Source organism: Staphylococcus succinus (assembly GCF_029024945.1).
GTDB classification, from domain to species: domain Bacteria; phylum Bacillota; class Bacilli; order Staphylococcales; family Staphylococcaceae; genus Staphylococcus; species Staphylococcus succinus.
In genome coordinates this window covers 1,604,765-1,626,428 of the sequence record NZ_CP118976.1, presented here as the reverse complement: position 1 = coordinate 1,626,428, position 21,664 = coordinate 1,604,765, and the positions used below count along the sequence as shown (strand labels likewise).

The window sequence follows — 21,664 nt, the reverse complement described above, 5'->3', positions numbered from 1 at the left end:
CATTAGCGTTAGATTTACCTTTTGCAATATTAAAAAATAAATACTATAAATATTGTATATATAGAAGATGAAAGATAAGAATTGAAAAGTTATAAAATGATGAGAATCATATGTTTAATTAAGTACGAAATATAATTAAAAGTAAGAAACTATTAAAAGGATTGTGAAATATTATTATGACGAACCAAACTCCAATGATGCAACAATATTTAAAAATAAAATCACAATATCAAGATTGTCTATTATTTTTTAGATTAGGCGATTTTTATGAAATGTTTTTTGATGATGCTAAAGAGGCTTCGAGAGTATTAGAAATTACATTAACTAAGCGTGATGCTAAAAAAGAAGACCCTATACCTATGTGTGGCGTTCCTTATCATTCTGCGGACGGTTACATTGAAACGTTAATAAATAATGGATACAAGGTAGCTATTTGTGAACAAATGGAAGATGCTAAACAAACTAAAGGCATGGTTCGACGCGAAGTAGTAAGAATAGTGACGCCTGGTACAGTCATGGATCAAGGGGGCGTAGATGAAAAACAAAACAACTATATATTAAGCTTTTTAACCCATAATAATGCATTTGCGCTAAGTTATTGCGATGTTTCAACGGGCGAATTGAAAGTTACACACTTTGAAGATGAAGCGACGCTAATTAATGAAATTACAACTATTAATCCTAATGAAATAGTTGTGAATCAAGAAATAAATGAAGCATTAAAACGTCAAATTAGTTTGACAACTGAAACAATAACAGTACTTTCTGAGCTTTCAGATGCACAATATCAAGCCAATACGATGTCGGAAACCCATTTATATCAAGCGACGCAATTATTACTTGATTATATCTATCATACTCAAAAAAGAGATTTATCACATATTGAGTCAGTTATTAAATATGAAGCGGTCGATTTTATGAAAATGGACTTTTACGCTAAACGAAATCTAGAATTAACAGAGAGTATGAGACTTAAAACTAAAAAGGGCACCTTATTATGGTTGATGGATGAAACGAAAACACCTATGGGCGCGAGACGTTTGAAACAATGGATCGATCGACCATTAATTCATAAACAGCAAATAGAAGCACGTTTAAACACAGTAGAACAGTTTATCAATCATTTTATTGAACGAGACACTTTGAGAAATCATTTAAATCAAGTATATGATATTGAACGGTTAGTCGGGCGTGTCAGTTACGGAAACGTGAATGCACGTGATTTGATACAACTCAAACACTCTATATCAGAAATTCCTAACATCAAGCATTTATTAGGGGATTTTGATGAGCAAATGACAGAGCAATTTAAAGCGCTAGAACCATTAGATGATTTATTAATGTTATTGGAAGATAGTTTAAAAGAAGAACCACCTATTTCTGTGAAAGAAGGCGGATTGTTCAAAGCTGGTTTTAATTCAGAGTTAGATGAATACTTAGAAGCTTCTAAAAATGGGAAATCTTGGTTAGCAGAGTTACAGGCTAAAGAACGTCAACGTACAGGTATTAAATCCTTAAAAATTAGTTTTAATAAAGTATTCGGGTATTTTATTGAAATTACTAGGGCAAATTTACAAGGATTTGATCCGACAGCTTTTGGTTATCATAGGAAACAGACATTGTCTAATGCTGAACGTTTCATTACAGATGAATTAAAAGAAAAAGAAGACATTATTCTTGGAGCTGAAGATAAGGCGATAGAGTTAGAATACCAATTATTCGTCCGTTTAAGAGAAGAAATAAAAATGTATACAGAGCGATTACAGAAACAAGCAAAAGTGATTTCAGAACTGGATTGCTTACAAAGTTTTGCTGAAATAGCTCAAAAATATAATTATGCGCGTCCAAGTTTTAGTGAAGATAAGACATTGCAGCTGACGCATTCACGTCACCCTGTGGTTGAACGTGTAATGGATTACAACGATTATGTGCCTAATGATTGTAAGTTAAATAATGATTCATTCATATATCTTATTACAGGGCCTAATATGTCTGGTAAATCAACTTACATGCGACAAGTCGCAATTATTAGTATCATGGCACAAATGGGTGCATATGTACCTTGTGAAGCAGCAATACTACCAGTATTTGATCAAATTTTCACGAGAATTGGTGCAGCTGACGATTTAGTATCTGGTAAAAGTACATTCATGGTAGAAATGCTTGAGGCTCAAAAAGCACTTGCACACGCTACTGAAAATAGTTTGATTATATTTGATGAAATAGGACGAGGTACATCCACATATGATGGACTAGCACTTGCACAAGCGATGATTGAATACGTTGCCACGACTTCTCATGCAAAAACACTTTTCTCTACACACTATCACGAATTAACCTCACTCGATCAATCGTTAACATGTTTGAAAAATGTACATGTGGCTGCGAATGAGTATAAAGGGGAACTTATCTTTCTCCATAAAGTTAAAGATGGCGCAGTAGACGATAGTTATGGTATCCAAGTAGCAAAACTGGCAAACCTTCCAGAGGAAGTTATTGAACGGGCACAGGTTATTTTGAATGCATTTGAACAAAATGATAAGGAAGCTAATCATGTTGTAGTTAATACACTAAAAACAGATGCTATACAAGATCAAGATACACAACATGCCGCAATAGTTGAGGAGTCGAGTACGGAATATCAAAATAAGACAACACAACAAGCGCAAAGCCATCAATTCGAACAAACAGAATTCGATTTATTTGATACGCCAGTAGAACAAAGTAAAGTAGAAAATGAACTTAAGTCATTGAATCTATCTAATATGACGCCAATTGAAGCGTTAGTAAAGCTTAGCGAATTACAAAATCAGTTGAAATAGAGGTGAAGTCCAATGGGGAAAATCAAAGAATTACAGACATCATTAGCAAATAAAATTGCTGCTGGAGAAGTAGTTGAACGTCCTGGCTCAGTAGTTAAAGAGTTGTTGGAGAATGCCATAGACGCCCAAGCGACTGAAATCAATATAGAGGTTGAACAATCTGGAGTTTCGTCTATTAGAGTCGTCGATAACGGCACTGGAATACAGACCGAAGACCTTGGTCTAGTCTTTCATCGTCACGCGACAAGTAAATTAGATGAAGATGATGATTTATTCCACATACGCACACTTGGGTTTCGTGGAGAAGCATTAGCCAGTATATCATCAGTAGCCAAAGTAACATTGAAAACTTGTACAGATAATGAAGAAGGGCAAGAGATTTATGTGGAAAATGGTGAACTCTTAAATCATAAACCCGCTAAGGCTAAAAGAGGCACAGATATTTTAGTTGAATCTTTATTTTATAATACGCCGGCACGTTTGAAATATATTAAAAGTTTGTATACTGAACTAGGTAAGATTACAGATATTGTTAACCGTATGGCAATGAGTCACCCTGATATACGTATTTCACTTGTTTCTGATGGTAAAACAATTATTAAAACAAATGGGTCGGGACGTACCAATGAAGTGATGTCGGAAATTTATGGTATGAAAGTGGCTAAAGACTTAGTGCATATTACTGGAGATACAAGTGATTATCATTTAGAGGGTTTTGTAGCTAAGCCAGAACATTCAAGAAGTAACAATCATTATATATCTATCTTTATTAACGGAAGATATATTAAAAATTTTCTGTTAAACAAAGCTATTTTAGAAGGTTATCATACATTATTGACGATTGGCAGATTCCCAATATGTTACATCAATATTGAAATGGATCCCATTCTGGTTGATGTGAACGTGCATCCTACTAAGTTAGAAGTAAGGTTATCAAAAGAAGACCAACTATTTGAGCTAATTGTAGAAAAAATCCGTGAAGCATTTAAGGATAGAATATTAATTCCGCAAAATGACATGGATAAACTAAATAAAAAAAATAAAGTGTTAGATAACTTTGAACAACAAAAAATAGATTTTGAAAAACGTAAGCAGCAAGCAGCTCAAACACATCATGACAAGGTACAACGTTCTGATGGTGAGACGGAGGATAAAGCTTTTGAACAATCTGCACCATCTGAAGCAATGACCACGAATAACTTTAATCATTCTTATATAAAAGAAGAACCGTATAGTGATGATGCATATACGCAGTCACAAAGAGAAGTTTTGTTTGATATGGACGATGTACAAGAAGCGTCAGTAGATCAATTAAATGATACATCTGATGTCAAAGGTAGTGTTAGTCAAGATCCGACGAGACGTGTGCCTTATATGGAAATTGTAGGGCAAGTACATGGGACGTATATTATTGCTCAAAATGAACAAGGTATGTTTATGATTGATCAACATGCAGCACAAGAACGGATTAAATATGAATATTTTAGAGAAAAAATAGGTGAAGTATCAAACGAAGTTCAAAATTTACTAATACCGTTAACATTCCATTTTTCAAAAGATGAACTCATACTTATTCAACAATATAAAGAAGAATTAGATAAAGTGGGGGTTCATTTGGAACCATTTGGCGGCCATGATTACATCGTAGATAGTTATCCAGTATGGTTTCCTAAAGCAGAAGCTGAAGAAATTATTAAAGATATGATTGAATATGTTTTAGAACATAAAAAAGTTGATGTTAAAAAAATCCGGGAAGATGCAGCAATTATGATGAGTTGTAAAAAATCCATCAAGGCCAATCATTACTTGAAAAATAATGAAATGGCAGACCTGGTTAACCAATTACGTGAAACTGAAGACCCATTTACATGTCCGCACGGCAGACCGATTATTATTAATTTTTCAAACTATGAAATAGAACGACTATTTAAACGTATCATGTAGGAGGTTAGTGGATTGAAGCCATATATTTTACCAGCAGTTCGGTCAATGAAGGATTTAGAAAAACTCACTCAAACAGATTATAAGGAATGTGTGTTACTGGATACGCATATTGGTCATGTTAAAAGTATCATGGAATTATTAAAGAAAAATCATGTAGAAACATATATGCATATTGATTTAATTAAAGGTATGAGCCATGATGAATTTGCATGTGAGTATATCATACAAAACTATCACCCTAAGGGGATTGTTTCTACTAAGACAAAAGTGATTAATAAAGCGAAAGCATTAAATACTATAACTGTATTTCGTGTCTTTATATTAGATAGTCATGCGTTGAATAGAAGTATTGAACTTATTAAACGTGTAGAACCAGATTTTGTAGAAGTATTGCCAGGTATCGCAACTAAAGCAATACAAATTATTAATGAAGAAACGGACACATCTGTCATCGCAGGTGGATTAATTAATGATATCGAAGAAGTGGATGTTGCAATAGAAAATGGAGCGAAATATATTACAACTAGTGATCGTAAATTATGGTAAAGCCACACTTCTGCAAAATGAATATGATAAAATAACCTTCTATCTTAACTCAAGTAGACCAGATTAGTATATAAACGTTTGATATCATAAATATAACTATAAAAGTTAGCAATCGATGAGAGTACTTTCAGTATGTATTAACAGCTGGACGCTATAAATTCTAGTCGACTTGCTAACTTTTTTGATTTTTTAAGGAAAATTTTTAAATATAAATTATAATAATATTTATAATAGATAGGTGGTGTAATATGATTAAACCAATGCGATTACAAAAAGGTGATACAGTTGCTATTGTATCATTGTCATCTGGGTTAGCAGGTGAAGATGCAATAGTGTGGCGTACATATCAAGGGATAACACGATTACAAAATGTTTTTGGACTTAATGTTAAAGTGATGCCTAATGCACTCAAGGGAATTGCATATATTCGAGCACATCCAGAACAACGTGCAGCAGATTTAAATGACGCACTTAGAGATGATGAAGTAAAAGCAATCATCAGTTGTATTGGTGGGGATGACGCTATAAGGATTGCGCCATACGTTGATTTTAAAGCAATTCGAAAGCATCCAAAAATATTTATAGGGTATTCAGACACGACATCGGTACATATGATGTTTTACAAAATGGGCATTGTTAGTTTTTATGGTCCTGCATTATTGACAGATTTTGCAGAAAATATAGAAATGGATGCATATACAATTGACTATTTGAAGAAATGTTTGTTTTATACTGACCCTATCAATGAAATTATACCAGCTTTATACACTAGAATGAATGATATAGAGTGGAAAGAAAAAAATAAAAATATGGCACGGACAATACGTAACCAAGGTGGGTATGAGCTTCTCTGTGGTGAAGGGATTAGGCGTGGACATTTAATTGGAGGTAATCTAGAAACATTTGTAAGCTTGTTATCAACCAATCTTTTCCCAGACAAACAACATTTTAAGAATGCTATTTTATTTTTGGAAACTTCTGAAGACACGCCAACTCCTCAAGCATTTGCTGACGATTTAATGTGTTTATTAAATGAAGGTGTATTTGAACATTTGAATGGTATTATTGTGGGTAAACCATTCAATAATCTTTATTACACTGAATATAAAGCAGAGCTTTTAAAAATTATAGAAAAAAGTGAAAACAAACACATTTCAATTCTTTTTAATTTATCATTTGGGCATTGCGAACCCAAACACAGCTTACCTTATGGTGTATTGGCAGAAATAAATTGTAGTGAAAAAAGTTTTGAGATTATTGAAAGTTCTGTGGTTGACGGTTAAATTGTGTCTAATTATTTACAAAAAACATTGACAACGCTTACAAATGAAGTGTAAGATAATATCAAGTTAATAATTTAGAACAGAGATGGGAGATTTCTACAGTAATTAAACCGGTGGTTCGAAACTGGGTATAATTGTAGGAATCTCTCTGTCTTTTTAGGAGGAGTCTCTATGAGTTTATATTTTGCTGAATTTTTGGGAACAGCAATCCTAGTATTATTTGGGGGAGGTGTTTGTGCCAATGTGAATTTGAAAAAAAGTGCCGGTAACGGTGCGGATTGGATTGTAATTGCTGCGGGTTGGGGCCTTGCAGTAACAATGGGTGTTTATGCAGTTGGGAATATATCTGGTGCCCATTTGAATCCTGCTGTAACGCTAGCTTTTGCTATGGATGGTGGAATTAGTTGGGCAATGGTTCCTGGTTTCATTATTTGTCAGATGCTTGGTGGTATTGTTGGTGGTGCATTGGTTTGGCTAATGTACTTAGCGCATTGGAAACAAACAGAAGATCAAGGTGCAAAATTAGGTGTATTTTCTACAGCGCCAGCTATAAAAAATTATTTTGCTAACTTTTTAAGTGAAATAATTGGAACAGCTATACTTACATTAGGTTTGATGTTTATTGGTACTAATAAAATTGCTGACGGTTTAAATCCGTTAATCGTTGGTGGGTTGATTGTTGCAATTGGTTTAAGCCTAGGCGGGCCAACGGGTTATGCCATTAATCCTGCTCGTGATTTAGGACCACGTATTGCACACGCAATTTTACCGATAGCCGGTAAAGGAAAATCCAACTGGAGTTATGCAATTGTCCCTGTTCTTGGACCTATTACAGGTGGTATGATAGGAGCAGTGATTTATAGATTATTCTATAAAGGTGCATTTGATGCTATGTCTATAGTTGCAATCATATTATTAATTGTAACTTGTGTACTAGGCATCGCTTTAAATAAATCGAAAAATGCTAAAGGCATTGAATCTATTTATTAATGAGATCAATTCGTCCTGTTTATATATTCGACTATAAACAGGTCTTGTCTTGTGAATTTTTAAGAGTTTGAGCATGAACGTTGAGGGTATTGGATAATAATGTGTACAGTTGAATTGTAATGATAATTAATTTACATATATTATTCAGACTAAAACGGATCGAAAGGGAGAGTATAATTATGGAAAAATTTATTTTATCAATTGACCAAGGCACAACGAGTTCTAGAGCGATTCTATTTGATAAAGATGGAAAAATTAAAGGTGTAGCGCAACGTGAGTTTAAACAATATTTTCCTAAATCAGGCTGGGTTGAACATGATGCAAATGAAATATGGACATCAGTTTTAGCGGTAATAGCAGAAGTGCTTAATGAAGAAAATGTTGGTGCAGAACAAATTGCAGGCATTGGTATTACAAACCAACGTGAAACAACAGTGGTTTGGGATAAAAATACAGCGCGTCCAATTTACCATGCAATTGTATGGCAATCACGTCAAACACAAGGAATTTGTCAAAATCTAAAAGACCAAGGCTTAGAAGATAAATTCCGCGAAAAAACAGGACTCTTATTAGATCCGTATTTTGCAGGTACAAAAGTAAAATGGATACTTGATAATGTCGAAGGTGCTAGAGAAAAAGCTGACAATGGCGATTTATTATTCGGTACGATTGATTCATGGTTAGTTTGGAAATTATCTGGTGGAAAAGCACATATTACAGATTATACGAATGCGAGTCGTACATTAATCTATAATATTCATGATTTAGAGTGGGATCAAGAATTATTAGATATTTTAGAAATACCTAATTCAATGTTACCAGAGGTTAAAGCATCAAGTGATGTGTATGCGAATACCATCGATTATCATTTCTTTGGTGAAGAAGTGCCAATAGCAGGTATTGCAGGTGACCAACAAGCTGCATTATTCGGGCAAGCGTGTTTCAACCGTGGTGATGTGAAAAACACTTACGGTACAGGTGGTTTCATGTTAATGAATACTGGTGAAGAGGCTGTATCTTCTAAGAGTGGTTTGTTAACTACAATTGCTTATGGTTTAGACGGAAAAGTAAATTATGCACTTGAAGGTTCAATTTTTGTATCGGGTTCAGCGATTCAGTGGTTACGAGATGGATTAAGAATGATTAATTCTGCGCCTCAATCAGAAAATTATGCAGAACGTGTAGAATCCTCAGAAGGCGTATATGTCGTTCCTGCATTTGTAGGTTTAGGTACACCATACTGGGATGCAGAAGCTCGCGGTGCTATCTTCGGTTTAACACGTGGTACAGAAAAAGAACATTTTATTCGTGCAACACTAGAATCTCTTTGTTATCAAACACGTGATGTATTAGAAGCGATGGAAAAAGATTCTGACATCACTGTAAATAATTTACGTGTAGATGGTGGCGCGGTTAAGAATAATTTCATCATGCAATTCCAAGCAGACTTACTTAATTTAGGTGTAGAACGTCCAGAGATAAACGAAACAACAGCTTTAGGTGCTGCATATCTTGCAGGATTAGCAGTTGGATATTGGGACAGTAAAGATGAGATTGCAGATCGTTGGAAGCTTGAAAAAGAATTTAAACCTGAAATGGAAGAAAAAGAAAGAGAACGATTATATAAAGGCTGGAAAAAAGCTGTAGAAGCTACACAAGTCTTTAAAATAGAAGAAGAATAAAAAGTTAGACTAAAAGTTGTTAGTTATGCTACAATATGGGTAAGTTAATAATATCAAGATGAGAAGTGAGAGATTCTGTTCGTACAATTTATATATGTATGGGATAGGTCTCTCTTTTTTTATTATTTTAGGAGGCGCTAGATTTTATGAGTTTATCAACGTTAAAAAGAGAGCAAATAAAGAAAGATTTAAAAAACGATTCTTATGATGTTGTAATTATCGGTGGTGGTATTACAGGTGCAGGAATCGCTTTAGATGCTAGTGAAAGAGGCATGAAAGTAGCTTTAGTAGAAATGCAAGACTTTGCTCAAGGGACAAGTTCACGTTCTACTAAATTAGTACATGGTGGCCTACGTTATTTAAAACAATTACAAGTAGGTGTCGTAGCTGAAACTGGTCGTGAACGTGCGATTGTTTATGAAAATGGACCTCACGTAACTACACCAGAACGTATGTTATTACCATTGCATAAAGGCGGATCTATGGGCAAATTTACTACATCGATCGGTTTAGGCGTTTATGATAGATTAGCAGGCGTAAAAAAAGCTGAACGTAAAAAAATGTTAAATGCAAAAGAAACACTTGAAAAAGAACCATTAGTTAAAAAAGATGGTCTTAAAGGTGGCGGTAGTTATGTAGAATATCGTACAGATGATGCGCGTTTAACAATTGAAGTTATGAAACGTGCCGAAGAAAAAGGCGCTACAATTATAAATCATACGAAATCAGTACATTTCACATACGATTCAAAAGAAACTGTTAATGGTATTCATGTTGAGGACCAAATTAATGGCGAAACATATCCAATTAAAGCTAAAAAAGTTATTAACGCAAGTGGTCCGTGGGTAGATGAAGTTCGTAGTGGTGATTACGCACGTAATAACAAACAATTACGTTTAACTAAAGGTGTTCACATTGTTATTGATCAATCTAACTTCCCATTAGGCCAAGCAGTATACTTTGATACTGAAAAAGACGGTCGTATGATCTTCGCTATTCCACGTGAAGGTAAAGCTTATGTGGGTACAACAGATACGTTTTACGATAATAACAAAACAGCACCATTAGTGACACAAGAGGACAGAGATTATCTTATTGAAGCTGTAAACTATATGTTCCCAGATGTGAATGTGACAGATGATGACATTGAATCATCATGGGCAGGTATCAGACCATTAATCTTAGAAGAAGGAAAAGATCCTTCAGAAATTTCACGTAAAGATGAAGTTTGGGAAGGTAAATCTGGACTATTAACTATCGCTGGTGGTAAATTAACAGGCTATCGTCACATGGCTTTAGAAATTGTTGATTTATTAGCAAAACGTTTGAAATCAGAATATAATCTTAAATTCAAAGCTTGCGAAACAAAACACTTAACTATCTCAGGTGGAGATGTAGGTGGTAGTAAAAACTTTGATAAATTCATTGAGAAAAAAGTTGAAGAAGCCAAAGCTTACCAATTAGATGAAGCGACTGCACGTCATTTTGCTTCTAAATACGGTTCTAATGCTGAAGATTTATTCAAGATTGCTCAAACTGCTAAATATCAAGAAACAGGCTTACCATTAGAGATATATACTGAATTAATTTATTCAATTCAAAATGAAATGGTTTATCGTCCGACTGATTTCTTCGTGCGTCGTACTGGTAAACTTTACTTCAAGATTGAAGACGTTTTAAATTATAAAGATCATGTTATCGAAGTAATGGCTGAGTTACTAGGCTACTCAAATGTAGAAAAAGCGCAATATACAAAAGAGTTACAAACTGCCATTGATGAAGCGCAAACTGGTAATGATCAACCAGCAGTAAAAGAATAAATTCAGATTAAAATGAATAGATTTTAATTATCACTAAAACTGCTAACTTATTTAAGTTAGCAGTTTTTTTATCAGTAAAAATTTTAAATAGTATGATTAAAATGCTTGTTGATTCATAGAGTGTAGTGTTTGAATTATACTTTGAAGGTTAACGTTTGGCTTACAATTTGATAAGATTGTATTATGAATATATTGTATAATATAAGAAAATCGAAATGATGCATGGTTTGGGGGAAGAAACATGAATCGAAATGATTTTAATATCACGGTTTCAGATGGCACAATGGTAGAAGTTAGGTTGAACAAAGCTAAAAAAGAAACAATCGGTGTCATTCATTTGCTACATGGCATGGCTGAATATATGGATAGGTATGATCGGCTTGTAGAATCATTAAATTATCAAGGTTATGATGTGATTCGTCATAACCATAGAGGTCATGGGAAAGAAATAGATGAAAAAACACGTGGCCATATCGATGATCTAAGCCAAGTTGCAGATGACACTTATGAAATCGCGCAAACAGTTTGTACGAACTACGCAAATATCCCATATATTATGATTGGTCATTCAATGGGCTCGATTGTTGGTCGTATATTCGCACAAAAATACCCAGACGCTGCACAAGGTTTAATCTTAACGGGTACGATACAATACCCTATATATTTAGGAGTGCCGCTGCGCATATTGTTGAAAGTGATTATGTTATTAACAGGGAAAACACGTCGCTTAAAATGGGCGAACCAATTAATGTATAAGACATTTAATAAAAATGTAAAACAACTAAAGACTTCAAGTGATTGGCTGTCTAGCGATCCCAATGAAGTAGAACGATTTATTAAAGATCCTTATACTGGCTTTTTAGTGTCTAATCAACTCATTTATCAAACTATAAAGCATATGATTGCCACAAGTCGTTTGAAGCATATCAAAATGATGAACCAAGACTTACCTATTTTACTCATATCAGGGAAAGATGATTCGTTAGGTGGGTATGGTAAAGGGATAAGAACACTAGGTCAGCGCTATAAAAAGTGCGGTATTAAGCATATTACCGTGCAATTGTATAAAAATAAAAGACACGAAGTTTTATTTGAAAAAGACTACGCTAATACATGGCAACATATGTATGAATGGATAGAAAAACAAATCTTAAAAAAGAATGGTAAGGCAGAAAAATAATATAAGAGAGTTGATACACGTGCATAACGATAAGCAGTTTTTAATTGTGCTTGTAGGGCCAACAGCAGTGGGTAAAACTGAATTTAGTATCGAATTGGCTAAAAAGTTTAATGGAGAAATAATCAGTGGAGATTCGATGCAAGTTTATAAAAAAATGGATATTGGTACGGCTAAAATTACGCAAGAAGAAATGTCAGGCGTCCCTCATCATATGATTGATATATTAGAACCAGATGATGCATTTTCTGCGTATGATTTTAAAAATAGAGCACAACGGTTAATTAATGAAATTACTGAAAGAGGTAATATTCCTATTATTGCTGGCGGGACAGGTCTTTATATTCAATCGCTTATCTACGATTACGCGTTCGAAGACGAAGTGGTTTCAAAGGAACGGGCAGATGAAGTAACAGCTCAGTTACATGAGTTAGATCAACTAACTAATGAAGACTTACATCAATATTTGTCGCGTTTCGATGAAGCTTCAGCCCAGGCGATTCATCCGAATAATCGGAAAAGAGTACGAAGAGCGATTGAATATTATTTGAAAACAAAAAAACTTTTAAGTTCGCGTAAGAAAGTACAACAATTCACTGAAAATTATGATACATTATTAATAGGGATAGAAATGTCGCGCGAAACATTATATCAAAGAATTAATAAACGTGTAGATATTATGTTACAGCGTGGATTACTAAATGAAGTGAGTCAGCTCGTTGAACATGGATATGAATCATGTCAAAGTATGCAAGCGATTGGCTATAAAGAAATGATACCAGTGGTCAAATATGATGCAGATCTTGTTGCAGCGACAGATAAATTAAAGCAACATTCTAGAAATTATGCAAAACGACAAATGACTTGGTTTAAAAATAAGCTCGACGTAGCTTGGTTAGACAGAGAGAACATGTCACTTTCATTAATGTTAGATGAGGTTTCAGCCCAAATAAAGAAAAGGAGTACATAACATGAATACATTAGAAAACATCCAAGACAAATTCCTAGGGCAATTTAAGACTGAAAAAACAAAAGTGATTGTATTTTTAGTCAACGGATTTCAAATGAAAGGTATTATTGAAGCATATGATAAGGACTTAGTATGTTTATTATCACAAGGGAAACAACACTTAATATATAAACATGCTATCAGTACATTCACAATTGATGATACGGAGGCATAGTGATAATACAAGTTTAACAACTTAACCAACTTAAAAGTCTAAAAAAGCTACGTTAGATAATAAATATCTAGCGTAGCTTTGATTTTTGAACAACTTAATTTACCATTGCATTTTTTTAGATAATAAAGTATTAATAGATAGCTATAGTAAGGCTTCGATTTCAGCTTCAATTTGATTAGGTTTCTTTTGTGGTGAAAAACGCTTCACGACGTTACCATCTTTATTAACTAAGAACTTTGTGAAATTCCATTTGATTTTCTCATTTAAAAAACCATTTTGTTCTTCAGTTAAAAATTTAAATAAGGGATGTTGATTTTCACCTTTAACATCGACTTTTTCATGCATTGGAAAAGTTACCCCATAATTGATTTTGCAATTTTGTGTTGCTTCTTCACCTGTACCTGGTTCTTGTCCCCCAAATTGGTTACAAGGAAAACCTAACACAACAAAGGACTGATCATTATACTTTTCATATAAATGTTGTAATCCTTCAAATTGTGGTGTGAAGCCACATTCACTCGCTGTATTTACAATTAGTATAGTTTGACCGCGATATTTATCTAATTTATATGTGTCGCCATTTGGCTTTTTGACTTCTATATCATAAATTGTCATTGTAATTCACCTCTTAACCATAATTTAACACAAAATGCCTCTATAGTCTTTATAAAGACACTGTGATAGAATGACTAAGAAACTTTGAAAAGAGGTGTATGTTATGTCCCAGCAACTAACACATAATACTGAAAAACGATTAGAGACTGCGATTTTAGTTGGAGTACATGCGCAATCAGAAGATGAATTTAATTTCGATTCAACAATGGAGGAATTAGCTTCATTATCTGAGACATGTCAACTTAACGTACAAGAACAATTTACCCAAAATAGACAACGGTTTGATCATAAATATTATGTAGGTAAAGGTAAGTTGCAAGATATTCAGGCTTACATTGAGGACCATGATATAGATGTAGTGGTTGCAAATGATGAGTTGACAACAGCCCAATCTAAAACCTTGAATGGTAATTTAAATGTTAAAATTATAGATAGAACCCAATTAATATTAGAAATTTTTGCTTTAAGAGCGCGTAGCAAAGAAGGTAAATTACAAGTGGAGCTGGCTCAATTAGATTATTTAATGCCGAGATTACAAGGTCATGGGCGTAGTCTATCACGCTTAGGAGGCGGTATCGGTACGAGAGGCCCAGGGGAAACGAAACTTGAAATGGACAGACGCCATATTAGAACAAGAATGAATGAAATAAAACACCAATTAGAAACAGTGGTCGAACATCGAGAACGTTATCGTAATAAACGTGAACAAAATCATGTCTTCCAAGTTGCTTTAGTAGGTTATACCAATGCTGGAAAGTCATCGTGGTTTAATGCGTTAGCACGAGAAACAACATTTGAAAAAAACTTGCTATTTGCAACACTTGATCCCAAAACAAGACAGATACAAATTAATAATGGTTTTAATTTAATTATTTCTGATACTGTAGGTTTTATTCAGAAATTACCTACTACATTGATTGCAGCTTTTAAATCAACGCTCGAAGAAGCTAAAAGTGCTGATTTATTATTACATGTAGTAGATAGTAGTCATCCTGAATATAGGGCGCAGTATGACACAGTAAACCAAATCATTAAAGATTTAGATATGGGGCATATACCCCAAGCTATAATCTATAATAAGAAAGATTTGCACGAAGGTACGATTCCAACTACAAATAAACCGTCTGTTTTTGTATCTAGTAAAGACGAAGCCGATATAGAAAAAGTCAAAGCTTTACTATATGAACAAGTTAAACGTACATTAACATATTATGAAGAAAATGTACCGAGTACAAATGCTGATCGATTATACTTTTTAAAGCAACATACACTTGTATCTGAGTTAACATTTAATGAAGGTGATGCTTCGTATACTCTGAAAGGATACAAAAAAGAATAGAAGGAAGTAATGAATATATGAATGATATGAATCAATTGATAGCTGAGGTTGAAACAACATTGACGCCTTATTTTAAAGACATAGAAGCGACTGCATATGCCAACCAAGAAAAAGTGTTAGATGCGTTTCATGCAGTGAAAGCTACTGAAAGTGATTTACAAGGGACTACTGGTTATGGTTATGATGACTTTGGTAGAGATCACTTGGAAGAAATATATGCAAGAACTTTTAAAGCGGAAGATGCCATTGTACGCCCACAAATTATATCGGGTACGCATGCCATCACGATAGCTTTACAAAGTACATTGAAGTATGGTGATGAACTACTATATATTACAGGTAATCCATATGATACGTTATTAGAAGTTATAGGTATTAATGGCAACGGTATAGAAAGTCTAAAAGAACATGGTGTAGATTATAGGAAAGTAGATTTGAAAGCAGGAAAAATAGATGTTGATCAAGTTATACAAACGATTAATACAACGACTAAAGTGATTGCAATACAACGTTCTAAAGGGTATGACCAGCGCCCATCAATACCGTTAGACGAAATTGAGTCAGCCATACAAATGATTAAAAGTCTATATCCTGAGATTATTATATTTGTAGATAACTGTTATGGCGAATTTGTTGAAGCGCGTGAACCTATAGAATGTGGTGCAGATTTAATCGCGGGTTCTTTAATTAAGAATCCTGGTGGTGGATTAGCAAAAATAGGTGGTTATATCGCAGGAAAAGCGTCATTAATAGCTAGATGTGGTTATCGTTTAACAGCACCTGGTATAGGTAAAGAAGCGGGGGCATCTCTCAACTCATTACAGGAAATGTACCAAGGTTTCTTTTTAGCACCCCATGTTGTCAGTCAAAGTTTAAAAGGCGCACTATTTACTAGTCTTCTTTTAGAAAAAATGAATATGCGTACGCAACCTAAATATAATGAGCCAAGAACAGACTTAATTCAAACAGTTGAATTTGATACAAAAGAACAAATGATACAATTTTGTCAAAGCATTCAACACGCTTCTCCAATCAATGCACACTTTAGCCCAGAACCTGCTTATATGCCGGGGTATGAAGATGATGTCATTATGGCGGCAGGTACGTTTATACAAGGATCTTCTATCGAGTTGTCGGCAGATGGTCCGATACGTCCACCTTATGAAGCATACGTCCAAGGCGGTCTCACATATGAACATGTTAAATTAGCGGTATCAAGAGCAGCTAAACGTCTTCAATCTGAAAATTTAATATAAACTTTTAGAAATCCATATTTTCTCAATTTATAAATTGATGGAAATATGGATTTTTTTAAATAAATTTAAGGAATTTTCAAAATATTCTACTAATAACCAGTGAGAAAGTGCCTTGAAGTCAATGGTAACAAGGGTTGTAGACATAATGTTAGGAAACCTAACATGCCTTTGTATTTATTTCATTTTTGTGCTAAATTTATAACAAGTTCAAAAATAGAGGTGATTGGATTGAAGTCAAATGATACATTACGTCGTAATATGGCTGTCTTCTCTATGAGTGTTGTAACTAAATTGAGCGAATTAACTGCTAGACAAGTTCGCTACTATGAGACACATGAACTGATTAAACCAGAACGTACAGAGGGGAATAAAAGACTCTTTTCATTAAATGATTTGGAACGTCTTTTAGAAATTAAAAGATTGATTGAAAAAGGATTCAATATCAAAGGAATCAAACAGATTATACATAATGAACAAGACCACCTTTCTGCTGATGAACAAGAAACAAGAAAAAAAATGATAGTTGATGCTACACAGAAATCACAACAAGAAGCGATTCCGATAAATCGTGGTGACTTATCTCGTTTTATCAAATAATATTACTGGAGGACATTTATAATGCCAAAACGTACATTTACAAAAGAAGATATTCATAAGTTTGCTAAGGAAGAAAACGTTAGATATTTACGTTTACAATTCACAGATATTTTAGGCGTAATTAAAAACGTTGAAGTACCGGTTAGCCAATTAGAAAAAGTATTGGATAATGAAATGATGTTTGACGGATCTTCAATCGAAGGTTTCGTACGTATTGAAGAATCAGATATGTATTTATATCCAGATTTAGATACGTGGGTTATTTTCCCATGGACTGCTGGACAAGGAAAAGTTGCGCGTCTTATTTGTGATGTATATAAAACAGATGGTACACCATTTGAAGGGGATCCACGTGCAAACTTAAAACGTGTATTAAAAGACATGGAAGAACTTGGTTTCACTGATATTAACCTTGGACCTGAACCAGAATTCTTCTTATTCAAATTAGATGAAAAAGGCGAACCAACGTTAGAGTTAAATGACGATGGAGGATACTTCGACCTTGCACCTACTGATTTAGGTGAAAATTGTCGTAGAGATATCGTTTTAGAACTTGAGGATATGGGCTTTGATATCGAAGCAAGTCATCACGAAGTTGCACCAGGACAACATGAAATCGACTTTAAATATGCGGATGCAATCACAGCATGTGATAATATCCAAACATTTAAACTTGTTGTAAAAACAATTGCACGTCAACATAACCTACATGCAACATTTATGCCGAAACCATTATTTGGGGTTAATGGTAGTGGTATGCACTTTAACGTATCTTTATTCAAAGATAAAGAAAATGCATTCTTCGATCCAAACGGTGACATGCAAATGACTAAAGACGCTTTCCACTTTATTGCAGGTATTCTTAAAAATGCGCGTGGTTTCACAGGAGTATGTAATCCATTAGTGAACTCATATAAACGTTTAGTTCCTGGCTATGAAGCGCCATGTTACATTGCTTGGAGTGGTAAAAACCGTTCACCATTAATCCGTGTACCATCTTCACGTGGATTATCAACACGTGTTGAAGTACGTTCAGTTGACCCAGCAGCTAATCCATACTTAGCATTAGCAGCAATCCTTAAAGCAGGTCTAGATGGAATCGAAAATAAATTAGAAGTTCCAGAACCAGTAAACCAAAATATTTATGAAATGAATCGCGATGAACGTGAAGCTGTGGGTATCCAAGATTTACCTTCAACGCTTTATACAGCAATCAAAGCTATGAGAGAAAATGAACCTATTAAAGATGCACTAGGTAATCATATCTATAACCAATTCATCAATTCTAAATCAATTGAGTGGGATTATTATAGAACTCAAGTATCTGAATGGGAAAGAGAACAATATATTAAACAATACTAGGTGCTGAGCAAAGGGGCGAAACACTAGTAATAACAGCAACTCGAGTCATTCTGAATGGATGATTTCGGGTTGCTTTTTTGCATTCACTTTTATTATATTGAGGGTTTTGGGTGCAGATTGGGTGTAGAAGATTTTAAAATACTCACTTTTCCTGAATGAATCTTTCAAAATATTCCTTAGCTTTATGATTCATATTTTTTGTTACATGACTATATATTTGTTCAACCACATGCATTCCTTGGTGTCTCATTTTAATTGATATGTGAAGAATGATTTATTTAATAAGCGAAAAGGCGCAGTACCTATTAATATAATAGTACTGCGCTTTAAGATTGGCTAATAGGAAACTTCATTAGTTGATGTTTTTGAAAAAAAATAAGCATTACTTTCAAACTCGATAACTTAATAAAACTTAAGGCGCTAAAATTCGAAGCGATAATGAAAAGTAATATACACATATACTCTTATCATTTTTATAGAAAATTATTCTACACATGTTAATAAAACCTATAATTTTCTCCTACTTCATCATTAGTAGTTTATAATAATCATTGTTACTATTAATTTTACTTAATCAATGAATAAGTTTTGATAACCTTCTCTAACATTCACGACGTTTGTAAAACCTTTATATTCTAATATGCCTACTGCAATTGAACTTCTAACTCCTGATTGACAATGAACGTATATTTTATCATTTTTATCAAAAGGAATACTTTCATTTAAAAGCTTTCCGTGAGAAATATGAACCGCTTGTTCTAAATGACTTTGATTCCATTCTTCATCATTACGTACGTCTAGAACATATTCTTCTTCACCTGTCATATCAGCACTGTAAATGGATTGCGTCTGAATTTCTGATTTTGGCAAACGATAACCTGCTACGCTATCAAAACCAATTAATTGTAAAGTATTTGTGGCGTGTTCAACTGTTGCTTTATCGCCAATTAAGTCTATATCTTTATCGTAGTCTAAATACCAACCAATCTGATTAATAAAATTCTTATTATAAGGAATATTGATTGTCCCTTGTTTATGACCACCGTGAAAGGCTTCTTTATTTCGAAGATCAAAAGCTATTCTGTCATGATTTAAACTAGGTGAAACAATATAAGGTTGGTACAATTTCGTACCGAATTGGTTGATTTTTTTCATTTGAGCAAAATGATGGGGGGGTTCTGGTTGGTTTGATATTAATGTTTCAATAAATGTTGCTTCATCTGTTGCATTGAAGGCCCAGTTGTTTATTTTTTCATAGCCTAATGTAGATGTAGGTATTGATCCTAACGCTTTACCGCATGAACTGCCTGCACCATGTCCAGGCCAAATCTGAACATAATCAGGTAAATTTTTAATATTATTAATAGATTGATACATTTGCTTGGCTCCTATTTCTGTAGATCCTTTCATTTGAATGGCTTTTTCTAATAAATCAGGTCTACCTATATCACCAACGAAGATAAAGTCACCACTAAATAGCCCCATAGGTATATTAGAACCTCCGCCCTCATCAGTGAGTAATAAACTAATACTCTCAGGGGTATGACCTGGTGTATGCAGGACTTCTAGTTTAATGTTTCCTACGCAAATCGTGTCTTGATGTTTAACAAAATGAGTTTGTGGTGGCATGTTTTTGTAACTTAATTCATCTTCACCTTCGCCAGAAACATATATATTTGCATGTATTTTGTTTGCTACATCTCTAATACCCGAGGCAAAGTCAGCATGAATATGTGTTTCAGCAGCATGAGTAATTGCAAAACCTTCATTATCTGCAACTTCAATATATTTTGTTAGGTCACGTATAGGGTCAATAATCATCGCTTCACCTGTACGTTGACAAGCAATTAAATATGATGCTTGAGATAAATTATCATCGTAAAATTGTTTGAAAAACATAGAATAACTCCTTTCTCTAATAAGTTTTATTAAATAAATAAATTATGATTCGATTGTTCAGTATCCCCAATGTAAGTTCCTACACCACCATATTCAACTTCATCTCTTAACTCTTCTTTCGTAATACCCATAACATCCATACTCATGGTACATGCAATTAACTTGATATTTTGATCGATTGCTTGGTCGATAAGTGAAGGTAAAGAGGCTACATTTTTCTTCTTCATGACATAACGCATCATAATATTACCTAATCCGAACATATTCATTTTGGATAGTGGCATGCGTACTGGAGTCTTAGGCAACATAAGGTCAAACATTTTTGCAATACCTTTCTTGTTAACCTTAGATGGCATTTCTTTTTTTAATGCATTAAGCCCCCAAAAAGTGAAAAATATCGTTACTTCTCTTCCTGCAGCTTTAGCGCCATTCGCAATAATCATGGCTGCAATTGCTTTATCTAATTCGCCACTAAACAGTACAATTGTAGTGCCTTTTGAGGTGTGATTTACTTGTAAATCTTTGTGCTTTTCCTTTTGAACGATTGCATTAATTTCAGTATCATTTTCAGTTAGCCTTACAAGTGTGTGACCTGTTTGTTTCACCCAGCTTTTAATATCACTTGAAAATCCAGAATCTGTTACTGTAACTTCAATTTGGTCACCTATATCAATGGTTTTAATTTCCTTACTAATATTAACGATAGGTCCTGGACACTGGAGGCCGCTAAAATTAAACTTTTTGCGATTTTCTTTTATTTCTATATTTCTATGTTCTTCTGCTATATCATCATTATTGATATATTTTTCTTCATAAGCATCGTAACCACCGTATAAATTAGTAATTTTATAGCCTTTTCCTGCTAAATATTCACTTGCTTTAGAGCTTCTACCACCACTTTTACATTGTATATAGTAAGTTATATTTTTATTCTTATTGAATGATTCAATATCCTCTACAGGATGTAAAATGGCGCCAGTGATATGTCCTAATTCGTATTCTTCTTTTGTTCTGACGTCAATCAATTGTCCGTTTTTTGCCAGTGCTTCTAATTCTGATTTACTGAGATCATGTATGTGCTTATCATTATACTTTTTCATAATTTCCTCCTCAAAATACCTATAAGGGTATACTAGCAATAATTTCTT

The 21,664-nt window shown here is 33.9% G+C and carries 17 protein-coding genes; 14 read left to right on the top strand and 3 right to left on the bottom strand.

All coding sequences use genetic code 11. The features are described 5' to 3' along the window. Positions 1-176 precede the first annotated feature (176 nt). The 10 genes from mutS (at position 177) to hfq (ending at position 13,448) form a co-directional block, all read left to right on the top strand. Positions 177-2,822, top strand: coding sequence for a DNA mismatch repair protein MutS (gene mutS, locus PYW31_RS07950; protein ID WP_046836292.1), 2,646 nt, complete (start codon positions 177-179; stop codon positions 2,820-2,822). 12 nt (positions 2,823-2,834) lie between these two features. Continuing rightward, the gene (gene mutL / locus PYW31_RS07945) at positions 2,835-4,766 is read left to right on the top strand and encodes a DNA mismatch repair endonuclease MutL (RefSeq protein ID WP_046836293.1); all 1,932 of its coding nucleotides are present in this window, start codon (positions 2,835-2,837) and stop codon (positions 4,764-4,766) included. A gap of 12 nt (positions 4,767-4,778) precedes the next feature. Then, complete coding sequence (locus PYW31_RS07940) at positions 4,779-5,312, top strand: glycerol-3-phosphate responsive antiterminator (RefSeq protein ID WP_046836294.1); 534 nt, start codon at positions 4,779-4,781, stop codon at positions 5,310-5,312. Positions 5,313-5,560: 248 nt separating this feature from the next. Further along, positions 5,561-6,595, top strand: a complete 1,035-nt coding sequence (locus tag PYW31_RS07935) for a S66 family peptidase (RefSeq protein ID WP_046836295.1) — start codon at positions 5,561-5,563, stop codon at positions 6,593-6,595. A gap of 171 nt (positions 6,596-6,766) precedes the next feature. After that, a complete protein-coding gene (locus PYW31_RS07930; protein WP_046836296.1) occupies positions 6,767-7,585 on the top strand; it encodes an MIP/aquaporin family protein in 819 nt (272 codons plus the stop codon). Positions 7,586-7,764: 179 nt separating this feature from the next. After that, entirely contained in the window at positions 7,765-9,267 is a 1,503-nt protein-coding gene (gene glpK, locus PYW31_RS07925) for a glycerol kinase GlpK (protein ID WP_046836297.1), read from the top strand. 146 nt (positions 9,268-9,413) lie between these two features. Continuing rightward, entirely contained in the window at positions 9,414-11,087 is a 1,674-nt protein-coding gene (locus PYW31_RS07920) for a glycerol-3-phosphate dehydrogenase/oxidase (RefSeq protein ID WP_046836298.1), read from the top strand. Positions 11,088-11,328: 241 nt separating this feature from the next. After that, the gene (locus PYW31_RS07915; RefSeq protein ID WP_046836299.1) at positions 11,329-12,267 is read left to right on the top strand and encodes an alpha/beta hydrolase; all 939 of its coding nucleotides are present in this window, start codon (positions 11,329-11,331) and stop codon (positions 12,265-12,267) included. 19 nt (positions 12,268-12,286) lie between these two features. Continuing rightward, positions 12,287-13,234, top strand: a complete 948-nt coding sequence (gene miaA / locus PYW31_RS07910) for a tRNA (adenosine(37)-N6)-dimethylallyltransferase MiaA (protein ID WP_232772289.1) — start codon at positions 12,287-12,289, stop codon at positions 13,232-13,234. A 1-nt stretch (position 13,235) separates the two neighbouring features. Further along, positions 13,236-13,448 (top strand): RNA chaperone Hfq, encoded by a 213-nt coding sequence (gene hfq / locus PYW31_RS07905; RefSeq protein ID WP_046836301.1) that lies wholly within the window; start codon positions 13,236-13,238, stop codon positions 13,446-13,448. A 141-nt stretch (positions 13,449-13,589) separates the two neighbouring features. Here hfq and PYW31_RS07900 read toward each other — a convergent pair whose 3' ends face one another. Further along, positions 13,590-14,063: a glutathione peroxidase gene (locus PYW31_RS07900; protein WP_046836302.1), complete on the bottom strand. Its 474-nt coding sequence runs from the start codon at positions 14,061-14,063 to the stop codon at positions 13,590-13,592. A 103-nt stretch (positions 14,064-14,166) separates the two neighbouring features. Here PYW31_RS07900 and hflX point away from each other — a divergent pair, with 103 nt between their 5' ends. The 4 genes from hflX (at position 14,167) to glnA (ending at position 18,617) form a co-directional block, all read left to right on the top strand. Beyond that, positions 14,167-15,402, top strand: coding sequence for a GTPase HflX (hflX, locus tag PYW31_RS07895; protein ID WP_046836303.1), 1,236 nt, complete (start codon positions 14,167-14,169; stop codon positions 15,400-15,402). Positions 15,403-15,419: 17 nt separating this feature from the next. Then, positions 15,420-16,658 carry a methionine gamma-lyase family protein gene (locus PYW31_RS07890; protein ID WP_046836304.1) on the top strand — a complete coding sequence of 413 codons (1,239 nt, stop codon included), beginning with the start codon at positions 15,420-15,422 and terminating at the stop codon, positions 16,656-16,658. Between the two features lie 228 nt (positions 16,659-16,886). Further along, positions 16,887-17,255: a MerR family transcriptional regulator gene (locus PYW31_RS07885; RefSeq protein WP_103266954.1), complete on the top strand. Its 369-nt coding sequence runs from the start codon at positions 16,887-16,889 to the stop codon at positions 17,253-17,255. A 21-nt stretch (positions 17,256-17,276) separates the two neighbouring features. After that, the gene (gene glnA, locus PYW31_RS07880; RefSeq protein ID WP_046836305.1) at positions 17,277-18,617 is read left to right on the top strand and encodes a type I glutamate--ammonia ligase; all 1,341 of its coding nucleotides are present in this window, start codon (positions 17,277-17,279) and stop codon (positions 18,615-18,617) included. A gap of 570 nt (positions 18,618-19,187) precedes the next feature. Here glnA and cstB read toward each other — a convergent pair. Both cstB and PYW31_RS07870 read right to left on the bottom strand, forming a co-directional pair. Next, positions 19,188-20,516, bottom strand: a complete 1,329-nt coding sequence (cstB, locus tag PYW31_RS07875) for a persulfide dioxygenase-sulfurtransferase CstB (RefSeq protein ID WP_046836306.1) — start codon at positions 20,514-20,516, stop codon at positions 19,188-19,190. A gap of 29 nt (positions 20,517-20,545) precedes the next feature. Then, positions 20,546-21,616 (bottom strand): DsrE/DsrF/DrsH-like family protein, encoded by a 1,071-nt coding sequence (locus PYW31_RS07870; RefSeq protein ID WP_046836307.1) that lies wholly within the window; start codon positions 21,614-21,616, stop codon positions 20,546-20,548. Positions 21,617-21,664 lie beyond the last annotated feature (48 nt).

Bases quoted from the DNA above. Each gene is read 5' to 3' on its own strand.
- cstB (WP_046836306.1), bottom strand. From the start codon at position 20,516: ATGTTTTTCAAACAATTTTACGATGATAATTTATCTCAAGCATCATAT.
- PYW31_RS07935 (WP_046836295.1), top strand. From the start codon at position 5,561: ATGATTAAACCAATGCGATTACAAAAAGGTGATACAGTTGCTATTGTA.
- hfq (WP_046836301.1), top strand. From the start codon at position 13,236: ATGAATACATTAGAAAACATCCAAGACAAATTCCTAGGGCAATTTAAG.
- hflX (WP_046836303.1), top strand. From the start codon at position 14,167: ATGTCCCAGCAACTAACACATAATACTGAAAAACGATTAGAGACTGCG.
- PYW31_RS07870 (WP_046836307.1), bottom strand. From the start codon at position 21,616: ATGAAAAAGTATAATGATAAGCACATACATGATCTCAGTAAATCAGAA.
- glpK (WP_046836297.1), top strand. From the start codon at position 7,765: ATGGAAAAATTTATTTTATCAATTGACCAAGGCACAACGAGTTCTAGA.
- PYW31_RS07890 (WP_046836304.1), top strand. From the start codon at position 15,420: ATGAATGATATGAATCAATTGATAGCTGAGGTTGAAACAACATTGACG.
- PYW31_RS07930 (WP_046836296.1), top strand. From the start codon at position 6,767: ATGAGTTTATATTTTGCTGAATTTTTGGGAACAGCAATCCTAGTATTA.
- PYW31_RS07900 (WP_046836302.1), bottom strand. From the start codon at position 14,063: ATGACAATTTATGATATAGAAGTCAAAAAGCCAAATGGCGACACATAT.
- glnA (WP_046836305.1), top strand. From the start codon at position 17,277: ATGCCAAAACGTACATTTACAAAAGAAGATATTCATAAGTTTGCTAAG.
- mutL (WP_046836293.1), top strand. From the start codon at position 2,835: ATGGGGAAAATCAAAGAATTACAGACATCATTAGCAAATAAAATTGCT.
- PYW31_RS07920 (WP_046836298.1), top strand. From the start codon at position 9,414: ATGAGTTTATCAACGTTAAAAAGAGAGCAAATAAAGAAAGATTTAAAA.
- mutS (WP_046836292.1), top strand. From the start codon at position 177: ATGACGAACCAAACTCCAATGATGCAACAATATTTAAAAATAAAATCA.
- PYW31_RS07915 (WP_046836299.1), top strand. From the start codon at position 11,329: ATGAATCGAAATGATTTTAATATCACGGTTTCAGATGGCACAATGGTA.